General features: G+C 58.4%; 17 protein-coding genes and 2 tRNA genes. 7 read left to right on the top strand and 12 right to left on the bottom strand.

Annotated features, from left to right (window positions below; translation table 11 throughout):
* The 4 genes from IOD40_RS15425 to IOD40_RS15410 all read left to right on the top strand — a co-directional run.
* Positions 1–819: calcium-binding protein (locus tag IOD40_RS15425; protein ID WP_325099752.1), on the top strand; the 819-nt coding region annotated here is incomplete at its 5' end.
* Between the two features lie 342 nt (positions 820–1,161).
* Positions 1,162–1,347 carry a hypothetical protein gene (locus IOD40_RS15420; protein WP_198477582.1) on the top strand — a complete coding sequence of 62 codons (186 nt, stop codon included), beginning with the start codon at positions 1,162–1,164 and terminating at the stop codon, positions 1,345–1,347.
* 147 nt (positions 1,348–1,494) lie between these two features.
* Positions 1,495–3,057: a class I SAM-dependent methyltransferase gene (locus tag IOD40_RS15415; protein ID WP_198477581.1), complete on the top strand. Its 1,563-nt coding sequence runs from the start codon at positions 1,495–1,497 to the stop codon at positions 3,055–3,057.
* A 53-nt stretch (positions 3,058–3,110) separates the two neighbouring features.
* A complete protein-coding gene (locus IOD40_RS15410) occupies positions 3,111–3,449 on the top strand; it encodes an SMR family transporter (RefSeq protein WP_198477580.1) in 339 nt (112 codons plus the stop codon).
* A 146-nt stretch (positions 3,450–3,595) separates the two neighbouring features.
* On the opposite strand, the gene IOD40_RS15405 is transcribed toward IOD40_RS15410, so the two are convergent.
* Together IOD40_RS15405 and IOD40_RS15400 are read right to left on the bottom strand one after the other, a co-directional pair.
* Positions 3,596–3,671 (bottom strand) — tRNA-Ala (locus tag IOD40_RS15405).
* Between the two features lie 115 nt (positions 3,672–3,786).
* A complete protein-coding gene (locus tag IOD40_RS15400) occupies positions 3,787–4,167 on the bottom strand; it encodes a TIGR02300 family protein (protein WP_198477579.1) in 381 nt (126 codons plus the stop codon).
* A gap of 355 nt (positions 4,168–4,522) precedes the next feature.
* Here IOD40_RS15400 and IOD40_RS15395 point away from each other — a divergent pair.
* A tRNA-Leu gene (locus IOD40_RS15395) sits at positions 4,523–4,607 on the top strand.
* Between the two features lie 855 nt (positions 4,608–5,462).
* Here IOD40_RS15395 and msrQ read toward each other — a convergent pair.
* The 4 genes from msrQ to IOD40_RS15375 all read right to left on the bottom strand — a co-directional run bounded on the left by msrQ (position 5,463) and on the right by IOD40_RS15375 (position 8,339).
* The gene (gene msrQ / locus IOD40_RS15390; protein WP_198477578.1) at positions 5,463–6,098 is read right to left on the bottom strand and encodes a protein-methionine-sulfoxide reductase heme-binding subunit MsrQ; all 636 of its coding nucleotides are present in this window, start codon (positions 6,096–6,098) and stop codon (positions 5,463–5,465) included.
* On the bottom strand, positions 6,098–7,036 hold the full coding sequence (gene msrP / locus IOD40_RS15385; RefSeq protein ID WP_198477577.1) for a protein-methionine-sulfoxide reductase catalytic subunit MsrP: 939 nt from the start codon (positions 7,034–7,036) through the stop codon (positions 6,098–6,100). Before msrP ends, msrQ begins: the two co-directional genes overlap by 1 nt.
* A 188-nt stretch (positions 7,037–7,224) precedes the next feature.
* The gene (locus IOD40_RS15380; protein WP_233714014.1) at positions 7,225–7,467 is read right to left on the bottom strand and encodes a helix-turn-helix domain-containing protein; all 243 of its coding nucleotides are present in this window, start codon (positions 7,465–7,467) and stop codon (positions 7,225–7,227) included.
* 17 nt (positions 7,468–7,484) lie between these two features.
* Complete coding sequence (locus tag IOD40_RS15375; protein WP_198477576.1) at positions 7,485–8,339, bottom strand: endonuclease/exonuclease/phosphatase family protein; 855 nt, start codon at positions 8,337–8,339, stop codon at positions 7,485–7,487.
* A 211-nt stretch (positions 8,340–8,550) separates the two neighbouring features.
* Between IOD40_RS15375 and IOD40_RS15370 the strand changes: the two genes are divergently transcribed.
* Positions 8,551–8,994 (top strand): TadE/TadG family type IV pilus assembly protein, encoded by a 444-nt coding sequence (locus tag IOD40_RS15370; RefSeq protein WP_198477575.1) that lies wholly within the window; start codon positions 8,551–8,553, stop codon positions 8,992–8,994.
* Positions 8,994–10,715 (top strand): pilus assembly protein TadG-related protein, encoded by a 1,722-nt coding sequence (locus IOD40_RS15365; protein WP_198477574.1) that lies wholly within the window; start codon positions 8,994–8,996, stop codon positions 10,713–10,715. The genes IOD40_RS15370 and IOD40_RS15365 overlap by 1 nt, the downstream gene beginning before the upstream one ends.
* A 3-nt stretch (positions 10,716–10,718) precedes the next feature.
* On the opposite strand, the gene glgX is transcribed toward IOD40_RS15365, so the two are convergent.
* The 6 genes from glgX to IOD40_RS15335 are packed head-to-tail and all read right to left on the bottom strand — an operon-like array spanning position 10,719 to position 21,563.
* Positions 10,719–12,557 (bottom strand): glycogen debranching protein GlgX, encoded by a 1,839-nt coding sequence (gene glgX / locus IOD40_RS15360; RefSeq protein WP_325099751.1) that lies wholly within the window; start codon positions 12,555–12,557, stop codon positions 10,719–10,721.
* The gene (locus tag IOD40_RS15355) at positions 12,557–14,185 is read right to left on the bottom strand and encodes an alpha-D-glucose phosphate-specific phosphoglucomutase (protein WP_198477573.1); all 1,629 of its coding nucleotides are present in this window, start codon (positions 14,183–14,185) and stop codon (positions 12,557–12,559) included. Before IOD40_RS15355 ends, glgX begins: the two co-directional genes overlap by 1 nt.
* A gap of 3 nt (positions 14,186–14,188) precedes the next feature.
* Positions 14,189–15,634, bottom strand: coding sequence for a glycogen synthase GlgA (gene glgA, locus IOD40_RS15350; RefSeq protein WP_198477572.1), 1,446 nt, complete (start codon positions 15,632–15,634; stop codon positions 14,189–14,191).
* Between the two features lie 4 nt (positions 15,635–15,638).
* A complete protein-coding gene (gene glgC, locus IOD40_RS15345) occupies positions 15,639–16,901 on the bottom strand; it encodes a glucose-1-phosphate adenylyltransferase (protein WP_198477589.1) in 1,263 nt (420 codons plus the stop codon).
* 19 nt (positions 16,902–16,920) lie between these two features.
* Entirely contained in the window at positions 16,921–19,101 is a 2,181-nt protein-coding gene (glgB, locus tag IOD40_RS15340) for a 1,4-alpha-glucan branching protein GlgB (protein ID WP_198477571.1), read from the bottom strand.
* Positions 19,098–21,563 carry a glycogen/starch/alpha-glucan phosphorylase gene (locus IOD40_RS15335; RefSeq protein WP_198477570.1) on the bottom strand — a complete coding sequence of 822 codons (2,466 nt, stop codon included), beginning with the start codon at positions 21,561–21,563 and terminating at the stop codon, positions 19,098–19,100. The genes glgB and IOD40_RS15335 overlap by 4 nt, the downstream gene beginning before the upstream one ends.
* Positions 21,564–21,665: the final 102 nt, after the last annotated feature.

The following is a 21,665-nucleotide window of genomic DNA, read 5'->3' as shown; positions in this document are numbered from 1 at the left end:
GAACTCGGCAGTAAACCGTCTGCGTGTCTTCATGCTGGATCGTCCTTTCCATTGGGCGATCCACCTTATGCCCCTGTCTCAAAAACCGGCACCACCTCAAACCTCGACATCATCGCTACTGACAATGTGATCGTTCAATCGCTGGCAGGTTCTACCTCGCTGAGCGATCTGGATATCACCGGCGCCGGCACCGTGAACATCACCACCACTGCGCTTGCAGTTGCAGCGAACGCGTCGGTGGACGCAAGCGCAGCCACGGGTGCGTTCACGTTCAACGCCGCAGCCGCAACAAACAACGGCCTGGCGATTACGGGCAGTTCTTCTGCAGTGAACAACATCACGGGTTCGGGTCAGGCTGACGTGATCACCGGCGGTGCTGGTGCAGACACGCTTACCGGCGGTGCTGGTGCAGACACGCTTACCGGTGGTGCAGGTAACGATCAGTTCCGCTTTGCAGCCGGAGACACCGGAGCGACAGCTCTTGACTGGATCACGGATCTAAATCTTGGCTCCAACGTTGTAGGCGGACAAGCGGATACGCTCGCGTTTCAAAACGCTGGCGCAACAGCAACGGTAGTCGCCCTGACCTCTGGCCAGCAGACCACCGTTAGCGCGGCTGCAGACCTTGCGGCAGCTGCCTTGGCAGTTGCTGCTATTGCAAACGCAGACGGTGCGACGGTCCAATTCACCTACGGAGCGGATACGTTCATCTTCCACAATGTTGACGGCAACGCAACTTATGACGCCGCTGCGGACGTCCTGGTGAAGGTCACAGGCGTTACTGGAACGTTGGACGCATCTGATATCATCGTGTTCTAACACCCCCTTCGCTGGTCTGCCCCTCCGGGGGCAGATCCACACCATGAATAATTGGCAGGCGGTCTTTTGGCTTCCTGCCATTTCTTTTATGAAATAAGTGTTTGAGATAAGAACGGGCATGAGCAGCCGGCCACGAGCATACAAGTAACTACCTCTGCCCCGGTAGTTCCGGTGACCCCTCAAACCCGGTGCCATGCCCGGCTCCGACACCCTCGCCTTCAGCGGTCGAACCAGCCCCCTGCCCCACCTCCTCTTCACCCTTTGCAGTCGGCTTCCGTTCATCCTTTCCTGCGGCTGCTTGAGCTCAAGGATCGTGATTGAGCCGTCAGAGCGGGACGCCTTGTGGCGCACGCTTTCGATCCGGTAGCTGCCATCAACGCAGGCGTGGCACGTGGCGTTGCGACCGGCACCGTTGGCGCCAACACTTATATCTTTGTTGACGCCGATAAGGACGGGCATTTCGATATCGCTTCCGATATTGTGATCGTCGCGGACTCAGCCGTGAACTACTCGGACTTCGGCTTCTAAGACGTCGTAGAATTTTTTAGACGTGCAAATTCGAAAGGCCCCCGCGACTTCTGTTAGGGGGCCTTTCTCTTGGGATAAGCAACGCGGCACTGATGATGCAAACATGGTGCCTGCAAATTACTGCCATAAGCCGGGACCGGATGCATCATGAGCGATTGGACGAAAGGCTATGTGACGGACTTGGGGTATACACACGGATTCTATCGTGAATTAACTCCAACCCTCCACGCCTTCAGTGTACTCATCAAAGGGGCCAATCCGAGATCGAGCGATCGCCCCGCCTATTGCGAACTCGGCTGCGGTCAGGGTTTTTCCACTAATCTCCTCGCTGCTGCCAATCCCGACATCGATTTCTATGCAACCGATTTCAACCCGGCGCAGATTGCGGGAGCGCAGGCGCTTTGCGAGGCAGCGGGGACGAAAAATGTCCGCTTCTTCGATGACAGCTTTGCCGAGTTCGAAGCGCGTCTCGATCTGCCGCAATTCGATGTCATCGCGCTTCACGGCATCTATTCCTGGATCGCGAAGGAGCACCGCGACACAATTGTCCGCTTCATTGACAAGCGCCTGAAACCCGGGGGCCTTGTCTATATTTCCTACAATTGCCTGCCCGGCTGGTCCGGCCCGGCACCGCTGCGCCAATTGCTGCGCCTGGCAGGCAACGCCGCACCCGGCACCATGCCGCAGAAGATCGAGGCTGGCCTCGCCTTTCTCGAGCGCATGAAGGACGCCAATGCGCGCTGGTTCGCTACGGTCCCTGCGATTGCCGAGCGCATCGACCGCCTCAAGGGCCAGAACCGTAACTATCTCGCCCATGAATATATGAATGCCGACTGGAACCTGTTCTACCATTGCGATGTCGCAGCCGAACTTTCGGCGGCGCGGCTTTCCTATGTCGGCTCCGCGCATCTGCTCGATCATGTCGACGCCGTCAATCTGACCTCCGATCAGCAGGCGATCCTCGCTGAAACAGCCGATCCCGTCTTCCGCGAGACGCTGCGGGACTACATGGTCAACCAGCAATTCCGCCGCGATATTTTTGCGCGCGGGACCGTGCCGCTATCAGCTAGCGAGGCGCGGGAGATCTGGCTGGACAGCCGCTTTGCGCTCTCCGCCCTGCGCGCCGATATTCCGCTCAAGGTGACGGGCGCCTTGGGTGAAGCGACCTTGCAGGAAGAGGTATACGGGCCAATCCTTGATGCGTTGGCCAAACCGGTCGAATCTGGACGTTCCGCAGCGATCAGCCTGCGCCAGCTCTTGACCGAAAACCCAAATCTTTCCGCGCTCGGGTGGGCTCGTATCCAGCAGGCGATCCTGGTTCTGGTCGGTGCCGGGCATGTCCAGCCCTGCCCCGCCGATGCGAAGGGCGAGAACCAGCGGCGTGAAGCCACGAGACGCTTCAACCGCGTCGTCATGGAAAAAGCGCGCCACTCCGACGATCTGCAGTTCCTTGCCTCTCCCGTCACCGGCGGCGGTCACGCAGTGCCCCGCTTCCAGCAACTCTTCCTCCTCTCGCTCAGCGAAGGAAAGAAACGGCCGCATGAGTGGGCGCAGTTCGCCTGGCAGGTGCTGAGCCGCCAAGGACAGCGCATCGTCAAGCAAGGTAAGCCGCTCGAAACGCCGGATGAAAACCTTGCCGAACTTCAGAGCCAGGCCGAAACCTTCGCCGAAAAGCAATTGCCGGTCCTTCGCGGCCTTCAGATCGTCTAGATCGCCAACGAGACGGCTGGCATCCGCTCCTTCCCCATGCTCAGATGCGAACCATGAAGTTCCAGGACCATCTGATTCTGCTCGTCGCCATCATTGCCGAGGTCATTGCGACCACGGCGCTGGCGCGGTCGGATGGGTTCAGCCGGCTTTGGCCAAGCCTCATTGCCATTGGTGGCTATGGCGCGGCGTTCTGGCTGCTGTCCTTCCCGCTGCGCACCATGCCCACCGGCATTGTGTACGCCATCTGGTCCGGCATGGGCATTGTGCTGATTACAGCCGTCGCTTGGGTGCTTTACCGCCAGACGCTTGATCTTGCGGCCATTCTCGGCCTTGGGCTGATCCTGGCGGGCGTTCTGGTCATCAACCTGTTCTCCAGGTCCCTGCCCCACTGACGCCGCCACAGAGCCCTGTACGCGCGTTTGTGCGCCGCACGTCACGCCGAGCTATTCATAGGCCGAAATTCGCCTCAAGCACGCGCGCTCAAGAAGGTGCAATGCCGCTGGCGATGCCGTCTGTAAATGTCGAGATCGGGAAGTTTTGGTGGAGCCAAGCGGGATCGAACCGCTGACCTCCTGCATGCCATGCAGGCGCTCTCCCAGCTGAGCTATGGCCCCCTTTGCCGTCTGTCCGGCTGTCGGTTGGTGTGTTGCTGTTCACACCGTATGTGGTGCGGCTTCTAGCCCTGCCGCACCACAAGATCAAGCCCCTTTTTCGAGGCTTTTCAATTTTTTATCCCTCGTCGTCGTCGTCGCCGACGCTGATGATGCCGGTCACGTCGTCTTCGTCTTCCTCGTCATCGGCAAGGAAGGTGTCATCGTCGTCGCCGAGATCGACATCGTCATCTTCATCGTCAAGCGCGATGTCTTCTGCGCCCTTGGTCTCGTCGTCGGCATCCTCCAGCGAGACGATCTCCGGTGCGCCGTCTTCAGCATCGAGTTCCTTGTCCTCGACCTCCTCCTCGACTTCCGGAACGGAGACGTTGGTCTCGAAAAAAGAGCGCGGGTAGGACTGCCCGGTATAAGGAGATACGATCGGGTCCTTGTTCAGATCGTAAAATTTGCGGCCCGTTTCCGGGCAGATGCGCTTGGCGCCGAGTTCGGGTTTTGCCACTGTGCTGCCTCTTGGTCTGCTTGCTTGGGAACCGCGCAGGCTCCGGGACGGCGCCAGGGAATTGGCCCTCGCGCAATGGTCCCTTTTCCCTTGGAAAAGTTCGGACCCCTTAGCTGTATCTCGATGCGCTGTCAAAGCCTATATGGAGCATCACGTCGGGGCGGGTTTTCCCCGCCTTACGCATCGTGAAGCTGTGCCGTTTGCGCATCAAAACAGGCTGCTCGCGCACATTAACGGAAACTCTTCACAAGCTGATGCAAATTCATTGAAATTGTCATTGACAGGCACGCAAGGTCCGCCTACATCGACGGCGCACCACACACGAAGCGCCGAAAGAAACTTCGTGTGGTCACAGGCCCAGGTGGCGGAATTGGTAGACGCGCACGGTTCAGGTCCGTGTGCCGCGAGGCGTGGAGGTTCGAGTCCTCTCCTGGGCACCATTTTTCCCTGAACTATCGCGTTTCATCGAGGCGCTAACGACCGGGTCGGCAACTCCCCCCATAGCCACCACCCTTATAACTTTAGTTGAACAGCACGATTCAGACTTCGGTTGCGCGCGCCTAAAAAACGCAACTCAGTCGCGACGGTCGATGACCCATCTCACCGACTGGTTTTTCAGGCATCACATCCTTGCTGAGTATGTGATGGGTCTGTCGAAATGTTCGGTTGATGAAGGCCGCGTGTCGCCTTCCGCTCCCCAGATGAGATCGAGCGACGGTGCTTCATCGAGTTGCGTATCAATGACAACTTCCTGACTTGCGGCAGCCCTCCACCCTATGACGCTCTCGCACCTTTCTAGTACCTGGTGCGCGCATGCCAAATCCTCTTGCGAGTCGTGACGTCGCTATCAGCAGAGCGTAACGGATGTTGTCTCCTGATCAGCGCCGATTGCCTCTGTCCTGATCTAGAGGGAAAGGTGCGCCGCCATCGTCTTTGCCGAAAATCACCCGAGGATCAGCGCTCGATACGCTGTCATTAGATCCGCCTTTGTGGCTGCGCTCTGACTGTCCCAGCACATCCTTCTCAGGTCCCTTCGGCGGACGTCCGCGATCAGCCTCGTCTTCCGCCTTTGGTGATCATCGCCGGCCTCTTGTTGAGGAACATCAACCCGAAAGCGCTGAGGCGGTTCCATCCGTGCGCGGAGGATAAACCTCATGCCTTAAGGCGTCGGAATCTTTGTTTCCGCGCCGTTCCGTCGCTCCCTCAGCGCACGCCTCTGGCGGGATGAGCATCTGAAATTTGCGGCGAGCTGCGCGCCGGCTTGGGTGGCTGCGGGATTGCGCCCTTTATATGGCTCACTGTCGCGACGTTGTAGACGCGGTCTTCAGGCGTCTATCCTTTTTCCAGTTCAAAATCGGACTTCTCAGCGGCCGATAGGCGACCAGCAGGATTGCCAGCGTGAAATAGAGGAACGGCTCGGCAGTAACGACCTTCACCGCCATCGTGTAATGCAAAGCACCGCCGAGGACGATCAGATAGGCGAGTTTGTGGAGGCTTCTCCATCGCGGACCCAGACGGCGGATCGCCCAATTGTTCGAGGTCAGCGCCAGAGGAAGCAGGAACACCAGGCACGCCATGCCAATCGTGATAAACGGGCGCTTGGCGATATCCTTGCCGATCTCGGGTAAGTTCAGCTGCTGGTCGAGCAACATGTAGGTCGCAAAGTGCATCAGCACATACCAGAAGGCGAGAAGCCCCAGCGCACGGCGGAAACGCAGAAGATTTATCCCGGCAAGGTCTCGCAAGGGGGTGACAGCAAGTGTCGCCAGCAGAAAGCGAAGGGCCCAGACGCCAAGAAGATGCTCGAAAATCTTGACGGCGTTGCCTGGCAGCTGCCCGCTGGCACCCAGCCAGAAATACCAGATCGCTGGAATGAAACCGACGCCGTAGACAAGCCAGATACTCGCCGGTCCCCACCAGCGCGGTTGCATTAGTAGAACGACCTCAAATCCATTCCATCATAAAGACTGGCCACCTCGTCGCCATATCCGTTGAACGGCAAGGTTTCTCGCCGTGCTGCGCCGAAGAAGCCGCCCTCGCCGATACGTATTTCCGTCGCCTGGCTCCAGCGGGGATGATCAACAGCCGGATTGACGTTGGCAAAGAAGCCGTATTCCTGCGGGGCCATGTTGCGCCAGGTTGTCTCCGGCTGGTTTTCCACCAATGTTATCCGCACGATAGATTTTATACCCTTGAAGCCGTACTTCCACGGGACCACCAGACGCACCGGCGCCCCGTTCTGGTTCAGCAGAGTGCGGCCATAAAGCCCCGTTGCGAGAATCGTCAGCGGATGACAAGCTTCATCAAGCCGCAGGCCTTCGACATAGGGCCAATCCAACGTCTGAAACAGCCGTCCGCGCTGTCCAGGAATCTCCTCTGGCCTCACCACCGTTTCGAATGCGACGTACTTTGCGCTGCCAAGCGGCTCGACCTTGTCGAGAATGCGGGAAAGCGGGAAACCGATCCACGGGATCACCATCGACCAGGCTTCCACGCAGCGCATACGATAGACGCGTTCTTCCAGCTCCAGGGCCATCAAGTCGTCGAGGTCGAAGGTCGTCGGCTTTGATACGAGGCCGTCGACGCTGATCGTCCACGGGGTCGGTTTGAAATTAGCGGAGTTGTTCGAAGGATCAGCCTTGCCGGTCCCGAACTCATAAAAATTATTGTAGGTCGTGATATCCGCGAATGTGGACCAGGCTTCGTCGGTCCCATATGGGCCAGGCTTGTAGTCAAGGCTGCTGGCGGCCGCGCTTAGAGGAAGAAGGCTAGCCGCGGCTCCAAGCGAGCCTGCAAGAAATGCACGCCGATTGAAGTAGAACTTCTCCGGTGTAATCTCGCTGCTGGGTATGGAAGTTGAAATTCGCACGCCTGCCTCCTCGCTTCATCTGCGCCCGGGCGATCCATCAACCTGCAGCACAACAAGTTTTCGCCAGATCGACAAGTGGCAGTGCATCGCTGGATGCTCGGGTCTCGCAAACGTGACCAGCGGGCTAGGGTACGTCGTCGTAGGCGACGATGCCGCCTTCATTTTCAAGAGTGGCGATACGCCTGGTTTCAGAGGCCGTGAATTTCAACCGGACGCCAGGTCCGCCCCCTTCCATCTTCAGCCAGAAACAGCACACCTGCCACCTCCAGGGCTTCCTGAAGAGACCTGACAGCCCCTTCATCCGGTGTCTCGATCCTGCGTTCAAACCTTTCGATCAGTTCCGCGCTCACACCGGAAAGGGACGCCAGCGCGTCTCTCGACAGGTCGGCCAATGCTCTTGCAGCCCGGCACTGCGAATATGTAATCGGCATGTCCCCTCCTTGAAAGTTCAGGCAGCCGCCAGATCCGCCCCATCCGACTTGGCGGTATCAGCCAATTGAATATTCGCCTTGATCGGCAAATGATCCGAGGCGATGCGAGCAAGCGGCGTATCGTGCAGCTCAAGCCCCGTAATGAGATCGTGCGGCTTCGCCAGCACCCGGTCAAGCGCAAGAACAGGGAATGACGCGGGGAAGCTCGGCACCGACGCGTGCAACGGACCGAAGGACGGCGCAAGCTTCTGCAGCGATGACCGGCGTCCCAGACGCCATTCGTTGAGATCGCCCATCAGAAGCGTCGGGCGTCCGTCTTCTGCCTCCGCTTCGGCAAGCAAGGTTTCGACCTGTCTGGCGCGCGAATGCCGCAACAGCCCAAGATGGGCAGCGATGATCCGCAACGGCCCGGCGGGCAGAGTGAGGTCGATGATCAAGGCGCCGCGTGGTTCGATGCCGGGCAGATCGATTTGCCTCATCTCTTCGACGCTTCCTTCACGAAACAGGATGATGTTCCCATGCCAGCCATGGTTCTGGCCCGGGCGAAGAGGCGGAACAGCCAGCAGGCCGCACTCCCGCTCCAGCATCTTGAGGTCAAGCAGACATATCCGCTCGCCAAAGCGGCGCGTCGCCTCCTGAAGCGCAACCACGTCGGCGTCGATCTCACGAAGAACGGAGATGATGCGTGCGGGATCAAACCGGCGATCAAGGCCGACACCTTTGTGGATGTTGTAGGACGCGATCAACGTGTCGCCTTCCGACGCTCCGCTGTGGTGCACGACATGCGAAATTGCCTTGCCCTTCGCTTTTGCCAACCCGAACACACCGTCTGTCCATTTGAAGGGCGACCCGTTGCGTTTGGTTGATGTCATGGCGGCGGAGCTCTCGTTTCGGTTGCAATGTAATCAACTGCGATTGGCAATTCCATCTCGAGATGGCGGAAAGATGATCTTGCGGCGCGAATTATAACGAACAGATCAACATGCCGTTGCATTCAAGCGACGCACTGCTTGCAACTTCATACACCCATAAATTGCGTTGAAGAGAAGTATTACATCCATAACGTGCTGCTTAGATGATCCCATGAGCACACGTGACGAGAAACTTCGCAAGGAGAAATTCCTCGGATCGTCCTCGGGGGCGACAGCGGTCGAGTTTGCCATGCTCGCACCGCTGTATCTCCTCCTCTTCCTTGGCATGACTGCCTACGGCATCTATTTCGGGGCGAGCCACTCGGTGCAGCAGCTTGCAGCAGATACCGCGCGAGCTGCCATCGCTGGCATTGACAGCGGCGAGCGTCGCTCGATGGCGGAGGGCTTCATCGTTCGCAACGCGGACGGGTATCTCTTCATCGATCCGAACAAGCTTAGCGTTACAGTTGGCGACAGCCCGCTAGATCCCAGCCAGTTCAACGTTGAGGTCAGCTACGACGCACGAGATCTGCCGATCTGGGGGCTTTTTGACGGTATCTCGATGCCGTCAACCACGATCTCACGGCGATCAACAATCAGGATCGGAGGGGCGTGATGTATCGCCTGCGACCGCTTCTGAGCAAATTCCTCAAGGCGCGATCCGGCCACTTTGCAATCATGACCGCTCTCACCGCACCTGCCGCCATTGTCCTTGCCGCGATAGCAGTAGACAGCGGGTCGCTCTACGTCGAGAAGCGCCAGGCCCAGGCACTCGCAGATCTCGCCGCCATCGCTGCGGCCTTAAATCCCACCCTAGCCACCGCAAATGCCCAAAGAACGATGTCCGACAATGGCGTCGCTGCCTTGGTTGTAGGCAGAAATTCCGAGTTGTCAGGACCAGGAGCCCGCGACCGCCTCCTTGTCACCACCGGGCATTATTCAGCGCGTAAGGAGATCGATTCGGCAGCGCGTTTCGATCCTGCGGGCGCGACGAAAAACGCGGCTCGTGTCACCTATCGCACCTTGGGTACACGCTATTTCGCCGGAGCGTTGATCCCTCCTCCGGAGATAGTTGTAACCGGCGTCGCATCGGCAACTCCGGTCGCAGCCTTTTCCATTGGTTCCCGATTGGCGCGGTTAGATGGAGGCATAATCAACAGCCTCCTCTCCGGCCTTACAGGCTCACAAATATCACTATCACTGATGGACTACGAAGCGCTGCTGGATACGAACGTCAAGCTGCTCTCGTTTATCGACGCGCTTGCGCTGGACCTCGATGTAGGCGCGGGGAGCTATGATGAGGTTTTGGGCGCGAACCTGACGATCGGAAAAATTGCGAAAACAATGAGGAGCACCGGCGAGATACAGGGGCCGGCGCTCACCGCTCTGAACTCTCTCGTAAACCAGACGACGAATGGCTCCGTACTGCCCATTAAGCTCTCTGATCTGGTGGATTTCGGGAACGGCGAACTGACGGCAGCATCCATTCGCCAGGTCGGTGTCGACATGAATGCGCTGGAATTCCTGATGATGAGCGCAGCGATTGCAGGCCGTGGCAAGCAGGTCGCTCTGGATCTAGGAGCGCAGACCGGCCTCCTGAGTGCTGTCGTGTCGCTGGCAATAGGTGAACCGCCGCAGCACTCGGGCTGGCTGACCGTAGGCGAAGCGGGCTCTCTGGTTCGCACCGCTCAGACGAGACTGGCAATCACAGTCGAGATTGGCACTCCTCGGGACTTGCTTAGCTTGCTTGGGGCTCGAATCCGGCTGCCGCTCTACCTCGAGGCAGCGTATGGCGAAGCCCGCCTGAAGAGCATCACATGCGATGGTGGCTTTAATAATCGAAAGGTCGAGATCGAAGCGCGGCCCGGAATTGTGAATCTTTATCTCGCCGAGGTCGACAGATCGAAACTCGGTGGCTTCGCCAACCCCATGGCACGTTCGCCAGCCCGCCTCATAGATCTTCCGCTTGTGAGCATAACCGGGCAAGCCCAGGCAGAAATGTCGAATACCAAGTTTACTTCAATGACGTTTACGAAAGCAGACATGAAGCCGCCAGTCGCCCGCACGGTGAATACACGTGACTATCTTTCGTCACTGACCGGCTCTCTGTTCTCCAGCCTTTCCTTATCTGCCCGGCTCGAATTGGGCCTCCTGGGCATCCCACTTTTGACCCTGCCACCGAACACGCTGGGGAAGCTGACGGGTGCAATTCAGAATGTAGCGACGCCGATCGACGATCTGCTCTACAGGCTCCTGTCGGTTCTCGGAGTCTCTCTCGGTGAAGCAGAAATCAAGGTCTATGACGCGAACTGCGGACGTGCGTTTCTGGTGCAGTAATATCTAGCACCGGATCAAAACCTCTCCGGTTTTGTCCTCGATCAGCACCTCGTCTGGCCCAAGTGTGATCTTCAAATCGCCGAGACCTAGTTGCAGGCTTCGCGTCTCCGGATCACTCCACTTGTCCCCATCCATCGGCTTCCCTGCTTCATCGAGCCAGGTCACGTCATCGTCTGTCAGAAAGCTGACACCACGCAGGACCTCATATTCTGAACGCAGCTTCGCAAGGTACGTAACGAACTCCTCCAGCTCGCGATCCCTGTTATCCCAGTCGATCCAGGTGATGGCGTTGTCTTGCGCGTAAGCATTGTTGTTGCCTTGCTGCGAGCGGCCAAACTCATCTCCAGCAGTCAACATCAATGTGCCGCGTGACATAAACAGTGTCGCAAGAAGGCGGCGCACGGACCGCGCCCGCTTCGCAATCACATCTGCGCGCGGGGTGTGCCCCTCGACTCCATGGTTCCATGACAGATTTTCGTCATGTCCGTCCCGGTTGTGTTCACCGTTTGCGTCATTGTGCTTTCTTTCATACGCAACGATGTCAGCCAGCGTCATTCCATCATGCGCGGCAATGAAGTTGACGGTGCGCGTTGCCTCGCCAGCAAATATATCTGAGGAACCCGCCAGCCGTGTCGCCAGCGTCGGAACCATACCACCATCGCCCCGCCAAAACCGGCGAACATCGTCTCGATAGCGGTCATTCCACTCCAGAAAAGGCGCAAGAAACTGGCCAAGCTGATACCCGTCGGGTCCGACATCCCAAGGTTCGGCGATGAGCACCCGGCTGGAGATCTCTGGGTCACTGGCCAGGGTTTGCAGCAATTTCGCTTCCGCTGAAAATCCGCTCGGCGTGCGGCCCAAAATGGTCGCAAGGTCGAACCTGAAACCATCCACTCCGGCGCAGCGGATATATGCACGCAAGCTGTCGAGGATCAGCCTTTGGGTCTGCTCATGCTCGCAGTTCAGCGTGTTGCCAGTGCCCGTGTCGTTGATCAGGGTTCCATCGTCCGCGTGGCGAAAATAGGCCCGTGCGTCCAGCCCCCGAAGCGAAAGTGTGGCACCCTGCTCATCACTTTCGGCGGTGTGGTTGAAGACGACATCGATGATCACACCTATACCGCAATCATGCAGCGCTCTCACGGTTTGCTGGAGCTCCGCCCATCCACCAGGCGCGATGCGCGGATCAAGCGCCATGAACGCGACCGGGTTGTATCCCCACACATTCCGCAGGCCGAGAGGCGGCAGATGACGCTCATCCATCCACGCGGCTATCGGCATCAATTCGACCGCCGCGACGTGCAGCTTTTGGAAATGAGCGAGAATGGACGGATGCGCCAAAGCACCGATCGTGCCCCGCTGCTCTACCGGAATCTCCGGATGCAGAATGGTGAAGCTGCGAACATTGATCTCGTAGATCAGGCCGCCGGGAGAATAAACTGCTGGTACGAGGGAAAATGCTTCCGGCTGAACGACCACCGACTTCGGCAAGAAGGGCGCGGTATCACCACCCTGCCCTCGCCTTGCAAATAATTCCGGGTGATTCCGGAAGGGCTGATCAATAGCCAGCGCATATGGATCGACAAGCAATCTTTCGGGATCGAACCACAGGCCGCTTCGTGGCTCGTAGACGCCATCCGCGCGGTACCCATAAAGCTGGCCCGGTCTCAAGTCTGGCAACCAGACCGTGAAAATCTCTCCGGACCTCTCCATCTCGACACGGGCTGTCTCTGTCCCGGCTCGTTCGAAGAGAGAGACCCACATGCGCTCGGCGCTCGCCGACCAGGCGGTGAAGCGAACGCCGCCGTCCTCAACCTGCGCGCCATGCCGCAGGTCGGGCATCATCAGGTGATGACGCTTGGAGTAGAGCGACCTGTGTGCTTGCGGATCCCGGCGATCTTTTCTGCGGCTGCTATGAGGTCAGCCAGCGCTTTTTGCGTTTCTACGTCGTGCTTCGATGCGTCGGGCTCATAGCGCTCGATATAGACGCGAATGGTGCCTCCGGACGTGCCTGTCCCCGAAAGGCGGAACACGATGCGCGACCCGCCGACGAATCCGATGCGAATGCCCTGGTTGGCACTCACTGAACCATCCACCGGATCCTGGTAGGAAAAGTCGTCCGCACTCTCGATCGTCAGCCCGTCAATGCTGGTGCCGGGTAGCGTGGAGAGCTTGGCGCGCAGTTCATCCATCAAGGTGTTCGCGCTGTCTGTTTCGACGGCCTCATAATCGTGGCGGGAATAATAGTTCCTGCCGAAAGTCGCCCAATGCGTGGTAACGATATCCAGGACACTCTCGCGCCTGACTGCAAGGATGTTGAGCCAGAGCAGCACGGCCCACAACCCGTCCTTTTCGCGAACGTGGTCCGACCCGGTACCCGCGCTTTCCTCGCCACAGATCGTTGCGTGACCCGCATCGAGGAGGTTGCCGAAAAATTTCCAACCGGTCGGGGTTTCATAGATGCCGATGCCAAGCTTCTCCGCCACTCGGTCAGCAGCTGCGCTGGTGGGCATCGAACGGGCAATGCCCTTCAGCCCGCCCGAATAGCCGGGCGCAAGATGTGCATTTGCTGCGAGGATCGCGAGCGAGTCCGACGGAGTTACGAATATCCCCTTGCCGATAATGAGGTTTCGGTCACCATCGCCATCCGATGCTGCGCCGAAATCCGGAGCATTTTCGGACATCATCAACTCATAGAGGTCCCGCGCGTGAACGAGGTTGGGGTCTGGATGATGCCCGCCAAAATCTTCCAGCGGGACGGAATTGCGCGCCGTGCGGGGTTGTGCCCCAAGGCGGTTCTCCAGAATTTCGACCGCATAGGGTCCGGTAACCGCGTGCATGGCGTCAAACACCATCCGAAAACCGCCGGCGAACATGTCCCGGATCGCATCGAAATCGAACAGCTTTTCCATCAGGTCGGCGTAATCGGCCACCGGATCGACGACCTCGACGGTCATTTCTCCGAGCTGCGACGTGCCGATCTTGTCGAGGTCGATGTCGGGCGCATCGATCGTCGCGTAGCGGTCAATTTCGCGGCTGCGCGCGTAAATCGCTTCCGTGATCTTTTCTGGCGCAGGGCCTCCATTTCCGACATTGTACTTGATGCCGAAATCCTCGTCAGGACCGCCAGGATTGTGGCTTGCCGACAAGATGATGCCGCCAAACGCACGGTTCTTGCGGATCAGGTGGGATGCCGCGGGCGTCGAGAGGATGCCACCTTGCCCCACAAGCACGCGTCCAAATCCGTTTGCTGCCGCCATGCGGATCGCCGTCTGGATCGTTTCGCGATTGAAGTACCGGCCATCGCCGCCGATCACCAGCGTCTCGCCGCGATATCCCGCGACCGAGTCGAATATCGACTGGATGAAGTTCTCGACATAATTTTCCTGCTGGAACACCGGCACCTTCTTGCGAAGGCCGGAAGTCCCAGGCTTCTGGTCGGTGTAAGGTGTTGTGTCGATTATTGAGATCATCCCTTACTCTCCTGACGAGACCAATGAGCGAAAAAGCTGAGCGTACTCGCTCGCGCTCGCATTCCATGAAACGTCGGTTTTCATCGCTTGCCTTTGCAGGCTGGTCCATGCGCTGCGATTGCGATGAACCGCGATAAGCCGATGGACGGCTTCCACGATCGCGTCGCCCGAGCCCGGGTTAAACTGAAAACCCGTCGCGACGCCAGCGGACAACGCAGCGTGATTTGCATCGATGATGGTATCGGCCAGACCGCCCGTGCGCGACACCATCGGGATGCAGCCATAGCGCAACCCGTAAAGCTGCGTCAGGCCGCAAGGCTCGAAACGTGATGGGATCAGGATGGCATCAGCCCCACCTTGCAGAAGATGAGCCAGCGCCTCGTCATAGCCGGTCACCACGCCAACGCGGCCATGATGGCGCGAGGCAGCAGCAATGAACGCGCCTTCCAGCGCGCTGTCACCCGAGCCCAGCACTGCGAGCTGGGCTCCCAGCCCAACAATCCTTGCAATTTCTGCCGCGAGGATATCCATCCCCTTCTGCCAGGTAAGGCGAGAGATCACGCACAGAAGCGGCGAGCCATCATCATCGAGTTGAAAACGATCCAAGAGCACCCTACGGTTCGCGGCACGGCGCTGCAACGTCCGGGCCGAGTAGGTTGCAGCAAGATGGCGGTCCGTCTCCGGATCCCAATCACTCGTGTCGATGCCGTTGAGGATCCCGAAAAGATCGTTCTCCCGCCCGTTGAGCAGACCATCCAACCCCATGCCGAACTCGGGCGTCCGAATTTCCTGCACATAGGTTGGGCTGACGGAAGTGATGACGGACGCGGCCTGAAGACCGGCCTTGAGATAACCGACCCCGCCAAAATATTCGACGCCATCGATCGCCATCGCCTCTGGCGGCAACTTCAGCTGAGGGAAGATCCCCGCCGGGAAGCGGCCCTGAAACGCAAGGTTGTGCACCGTCATCACGGAGGGCGCCGCCGGTCGCTCATCATAGCGCATGTAGGCAAGGGTCATCGCGGCCTGCCAATCATGTGCGTGAACGACATCCGGCTTCCAACCCTTGATCTCACCCGCAGCAACGTCCGCAGCAGCGCGCGCAAATGCTGCAAACCGCGCCCAATTATCCGCCCAATCTCCGCCGCCATCGTCCCCATACGCGCCACCAGCGCGTTCAAACAGATGCGGCGCGTCCAGAAGGAGGAGGTGATGCCCTTCTATCTGAGCTTCGATGATACTCGCAGGACCACCGAACAGATCGTTGTACCGGTGTGCGATCGAGCTCTTTGCGGACAATCTGCTTTTCAGTGCCGGATAACAGGGAAGCATGCTGCGCACGAAAATTCCATGCGACGCGAGCGCGTGAGGCAACGCTCCTGTGACGTCTGCCAGGCCCCCTGTCTTGATGAAGGGGAACATTTCGGACGCAACCGAAAGAACCTGCATCTGGTTAATTGCCCAGCCTGTCTATCATTGCCTGCGTGATGAGGCGCACCCCGCCTTCTGATACACGAAAGCGCTTCTTGTCCAGTTCATCGTCAAATCCCACGGAAAGCCCTTCCGGAATCCGTACCCCGCGGTCGAGGACAACCTTTTGCAGCGTCGCGTTACGGCCGATGACACAGCCCGGAAGCACGACGGCATCTTCCAGTGATGAAAAGGAATTTACCCGCACACCGGTGAACAGAAGGCTCCTCTTCAAGGCTGCTCCGGAGATGATGCAGTCGCCCGCGATCAAGGAGGATACGGCGGTCCCACGTCGTCCGTCTTCGTCGTGAACGAATTTCGCAGGCGGTTTGACCTCCGCATAGGACCAGACCGGCCAGTCGCGATCGTAAATATCAAGTTCGGGTGTCACATCTGTCAAATCGATATTGGCAGCCCAATAGGCATCAATCGTGCCCACATCTCGCCAATAGGCCTCTGTTTCCAGACTGGAGCGCACACATGAGGTAGTGAAGCGATGGGCAACTGCTTTTCCATGCTTCACAACATAGGGGATGATGTCCTTGCCGAAATCTCGGCTCGATTGCGGATCATGCGCATCGCGGCGCAGCTGATCCATCAGGAAGGAGGTGCGGAAAACATAGATGCCCATCGAAGCCAGTGCCATCTCAGGCTTGTCCGGCATTCCTGGTGGATCTGCAGGCTTCTCCACGAACTGAAGGACGCGATCGTTCGCGTCGACATGCATGACGCCGAAACCGGTTGCCTCCGCGCGAGGGACTTCCAGACACCCTATGGTGACGTCGGCATTGGCGTTGACGTGCTGACGCAGCATCAGCTCATAGTCCATCTTGTAGATGTGATCACCGGCGAGGATGACCATGTATTCGACACCGTAGTCCTCGATGATATCGATGTTCTGAAAGACCGCATCAGCGGTGCCTTCATACCATTGCGTCTCCGAGACCCGCTGGCTTGCCGGCAGAATGTCGAAACTTTCGTTGCGCTCGGTCCGGAAGAAATTCCATCCGCGCTGCAAGTGCCTGATCAAAGAATGGGCCTTATACTGTGTCGCAACACCAATACGGCGTATGCCAGAGTTCAAGGCGTTGGACAGCGCGAAATCAATGATGCGGGTTTTGCCGCCGAAATAGACAGCAGGCTTTGCGCGAACGTCCGTCAGTTCCGCGAGGCGGCTACCTCGACCACCCGCGAGCACGTAGGCCATGGCGTCTCGCGCCAATGGCTGAGGCCTCTTGTCCATCAGCAGTCCCTCCACCGGGCGTTCAACCCATATATTCGAGAATAAGGGTAGCTAGCGGCGGCAGGAACAGCTTGGCGTTCCCTCCTTCAGCGACCACCTTACCTCCGTTCCCCTTTCCACTTCCCCCGTAAAAATCAGCATCGGTATTAATTGCTTCGCGCCAGGTCCCGTCTTGGGGCATAGGCACGACATAATTCTCGCGTGGACACGGCGTAAAGTTGCTGATCACGACGACGCTGGGTTCGTTCGGTGCGCGACGCTCCCAGGCGAACACGGAATGCTCGTCATCGTCAGCAATCAGCCAACGGAATCCCTCTCCCTCGCAATCTCGTGCATGAAGCGCCGGAATATCCCGGTAGATACGATTGAGATCTTGAACCAGGCGCCGCACCCCATCATGCGCCGGCTGCTCCAGCAACTGCCAGTCGAGTCCGCGCTCTTCACTCCATTCACGTAGCTGGGCAAATTCCTGGCCCATGAACAACAGCTTCTTTCCGGGGTAGCCCCACATGAAAGCGTAGTAGGCGCGTAGGTTGGCAAAGCGCTGCCACTCATCGCCCGACATCTTGTTAATCAACGAGCGCTTGCCATGCACCACCTCGTCATGGCTGAGAGGCAGCACGAAATTTTCAGAGAATGCGTAGAGAAGCCCGAAGGTGATATCGCGGTGATGGTGCTTCCGGTGCACGGCCTCGTGGCTCATGTAACGCAGCGTGTCGTTCATGAAACCCATGTTCCATTTGAAGCCAAAGCCCAGCCCGCCTTCGTGAACCGGATGGGAAACTTTCGGCCATGACGTCGATTCTTCCGCGATGGTCACGATGCCCGGATGTGCGCGGTAAACTTCCGCGTTCATCTTGCGCAGGAAGGCAACTGCATCGAGGTTTTCCCGCCCGCCGTGCTCGTTGGGTATCCACTCGCCTGCCTTTCGCGAATAATCGAGGTAGAGCATGGAAGCCACCGCATCCACCCGCAGTCCGTCGACGTGGAACGTCTCGGCCCAGTAGATGGCGTTGTTGACGAGGTACGCCATCACTTCGCGGCGACCGAAATTGTAGATTGCCGTGTGCCAATCCGGGTGAAACCCCTTTCGCGGATCCGCATGTTCGTAAAGCGCGGTCCCGTCGAACATGGCGAGGCCATGCGCATCCATTGGGAAATGCGCGGGCACCCAGTCGAGGATAACCCCGATCCCCGCGCGGTGGGCACCGTCGACAAAGCGCGCGAAACCCTCCGGCTCACCGAACCTCGCCGATGGGGCGAAAAGCCCGGTCGTCTGGTAACCCCAAGAAGGGTCGTAAGGATGTTCGCTGATCGGCAGGAACTCGATATGTGTGAAGCCCATGCTGACGACGTAGGGGATCAATTGATCTGCCAACTCGTCCCAGGTCAGGAAGGAGCCATCCTCTGGCTTGCGCCATGACCCGGCATGAACTTCGTAGATCGAAATCGGCTGACGGCGCGGATCTGCAGACTTCCAGAACTCGCGATGCGCTTCGTCGCCCCACTCATGGTCGGGCTTCCCATCCACGACTGAACCAGTAGCCGGACGAAATTCCGCCCGGAACGCGAACGGGTCAGCCTTCAGTGGCAAGACCTCACCGCCGGCACCCAAGATCTCGTATTTGTAGATGCAACCGATGGCGACATCGGGGATGAAAATCTCCCAGATCCCGGTGTCGATGCGCTTGCGCATGGGATGACGTCGACCGTCCCAATCGTTGAATTGTCCGACGACCGAAACGCGCCTTGCATTAGGTGCCCAGACAGCGAAATGAACGCCATCTGCGCCTTCATGATGCAAGGGGTGGCCGCCCAACTTGTCGAAGAGCCGCAGATGCGAGCCTTCGCCGATGTAATAATCGTCCATCGGCCCTAAGACCGGCCCGAAGGAATACGGGTCGCCGACCCACCATTCGCCGCCGGCATTTCGCGCGCGATAACGAACAGCTTGTCGGCTGGAGATCGTGAGCGGACCTTCAAAGAATCCGCGTTCATCCCGCCGTTCCAATGCGCCACATTCCTCCCCACCGAGGGTGAAGGCCGCCACCTCATCAGCATGCGGAATGAAGCAGCGCGCGATGAAGGCATTTCCAGCGGATTGCAGTCCCAGAACGGAGAAGGGATCGCGATGAGCACCCTTCATGATGGCATCGATGTCCGCCTGCGCCGTTCTCGAACTCTGTGTGCTCTCTGGTTTCATACGGGGACGCGCCAGATCTCGCTCGCATATTGGCGGATGGTGCGATCAGAAGAAAACCAGCCCACCCGCGCCGTGTTGTGGATCGCCATTCGATGCCAACGCGCCGGGGTACGCCAAAGTTCATCCACGTGACGCTGCGCAGACGAATACGCGTCGAAATCGGCTGCAACCATGAACGTGTCTTGCTTGTAAATGCCGGAGATCAACTCCCCGTACCGACCCGGATCGTCAGGCGAGAACACACCCGTGCCGATCGCCTCCAAAGCCTGCTTCAATTCGGCAGAACGTTCTATGATCTCGCCGGGTCGATAATCCTGTGCCTTCCACTGGGCCACCTCCTGCGCGGTCAGGCCGAAGATGACGATGTTCTCATCACCCACATGCTCCCTTAGCTCGACATTCGCGCCATCCAGCGTCCCGATGGTCAGCGCGCCGTTCAACGCAAATTTCATGTTTCCGGTGCCGGAAGCTTCCAGTCCTGCGGTGGAAATCTGCTCCGAAAGGTCCGCCGCCGGGATCATGATCTCAGCAGTCGAGACATTGTAGTTCGGAATGAACACCACCTTCAGCAGCCCTCGAACCGAGGGGTCGCTGTTGATCACCCGCGCAACGTCATTGGCCAATTTGATGATGAGCTTTGCATTGTGATAGCTCGGGGCCGCCTTGCCGGCGAAGAACTTTACGCGGGGCAGCCAGTCCCTTTCGGGGTGAGACCTTATCTGGTCATAAAGCGATACCGCTTCGATGATGTTAAGCAGCTGCCGCTTATACTCATGAATGCGTTTGATCTGAACGTCGAACAAGGCTGTGGGATCCAAGCGTACCCCCAGACGCTCGCTGACCACTTTCACCAGCTGCTCCTTGTTTGCCCGCTTCACCGCCGAGAATTGTTGCTGAAATTCATGATCTTCAGCATACGCATCGAGTTCGCTCAGCGCCTCGATGTCATCAAGGAAGCGATCCCCGATAGTGTCGCGGATCAGCGTCGTCAGCCTCGGATTACACTGAAACAGCCAGCGGCGCTGGGTGATGCCGTTGGTCTTGTTGTTGATCCTATCCGGATACAGCTTGTGCAGGTCGGAAAACACCGTCTGCTTCATCAGATCCGTGTGGAGAGCAGATACGCCGTTGACCGAAAAAGCCCCCACGAATGCAAGATTTCCCATGCGGACCCGCCGCTCGCCGCCTTCGTAAATCAGTGAAATCTCGCGGATTTCGTCATCGTTGAAGCGGCCGGAGGATCGCACCTCAAGCAGCACCTCGGCATTGATGGCGTAGATGATCTGCATGTGCCGGGGCAACAGCCGCTCGAAAAGCGGGACGGGCCAGCTTTCCAGTGCCTCCGGCAGCAATGTGTGGTTGGTGTAGGCAAAGGTCTGTTTGGCAATGGCCCATGCGCTGTCGAAGCCATGGCCATGAACATCCATCAAGAGCCGCATCAATTCCGCCACGGCAATCGCCGGATGCGTGTCGTTCAGGTGGATCGTGACCTTATCGGGAAGTGAATGAAGATCAGGATATTTCGACAGGTGCCGGCGCACGATGTCCTGAACGGAGGCTGCCGAGAAAAAGTACTCTTGTCGCAGCCTCAATTCCTGTCCCGCCGGATGGCTGTCGGCCGGATACAGCACCCGCGTCAGAGCCTCCGCCTTGTTGCTTTCCCTCAAGGCGCCAATGTGGTCGCCCGCGTTGAACGCATCCAGCAGGATCGGGTCTACCGGCATTGCCGACCACAGGCGCAGGCTGTTCACCCGCTTTCCGCGCCAGCCAGCTATCGGGGTGTCGAATGGCACTGCGAGAAAACGTTCCGTAGGCTTCCATATCTGGCGCTCGCCCCTTCCCTCCTGAGAAGCAACTGACCTCACGCTGCCGCCGAATCCGATTTCATACGCCCCTTCGCGCCGCTCGAACTCCCAGGGGTTTCCGTGATCGAGCCAGGTCTCCGGAAGCTCAACCTGATAACCATCATGGATCTCCTGACGGAAAAGGCCATGGACGTACCGAATGCCATATCCATGTGCGGGGATATCAAGGCTCGCCATCGATTCCATGAAGCAGGCGGCAAGGCGTCCAAGTCCGCCATTTCCCAGCGCCGCATCAGGCTCCAGAGCCGCGATCAGATCGATATCGACATCATGAGCGGCGAGCGCTTCGCGCATGTCTTCCATCATGCCGAGGTTCGAGAAGGCGTCGCGCATCAGCCGACCGATCAGGAACTCCATCGACAGATAGTAGACGCGCTTGTCGCCATTCTCATAGGCCCTTCGCGTTGACTCGATCCATCGATCGATCAGCCGATCCCGAACCACCTTGATGGCCGCCGACAGCCAGTCGTGCCGCGTTGCGACCGAGGGCTCCTTGCCGACTCGATATTTCAGACATTCAATCAGTTCGTCTGCGAGGTCGCTGACGACAAACTGGCGGGGAGCAGCCTCAACTGCCGGAGAAGAAGTCTTATCCAACGCTCATTTCCTTTGAGCAACGCTGCCGAATATACGACGCGAGTATTTTGTTCCGACTTCCCGGCACGCAGGGAATGCTAGCGGATTGATGCGCCCCGCTCA

Origin of the sequence: Aquamicrobium zhengzhouense (assembly GCF_016124105.1) — a bacterium.
In the GTDB taxonomy this organism is placed as follows: domain Bacteria; phylum Pseudomonadota; class Alphaproteobacteria; order Rhizobiales; family Rhizobiaceae; genus Aerobium; species Aerobium zhengzhouense.
Note: the sequence above shows the minus strand (reverse complement) of the source record. Positions and strands in the feature narration are given on the sequence as shown.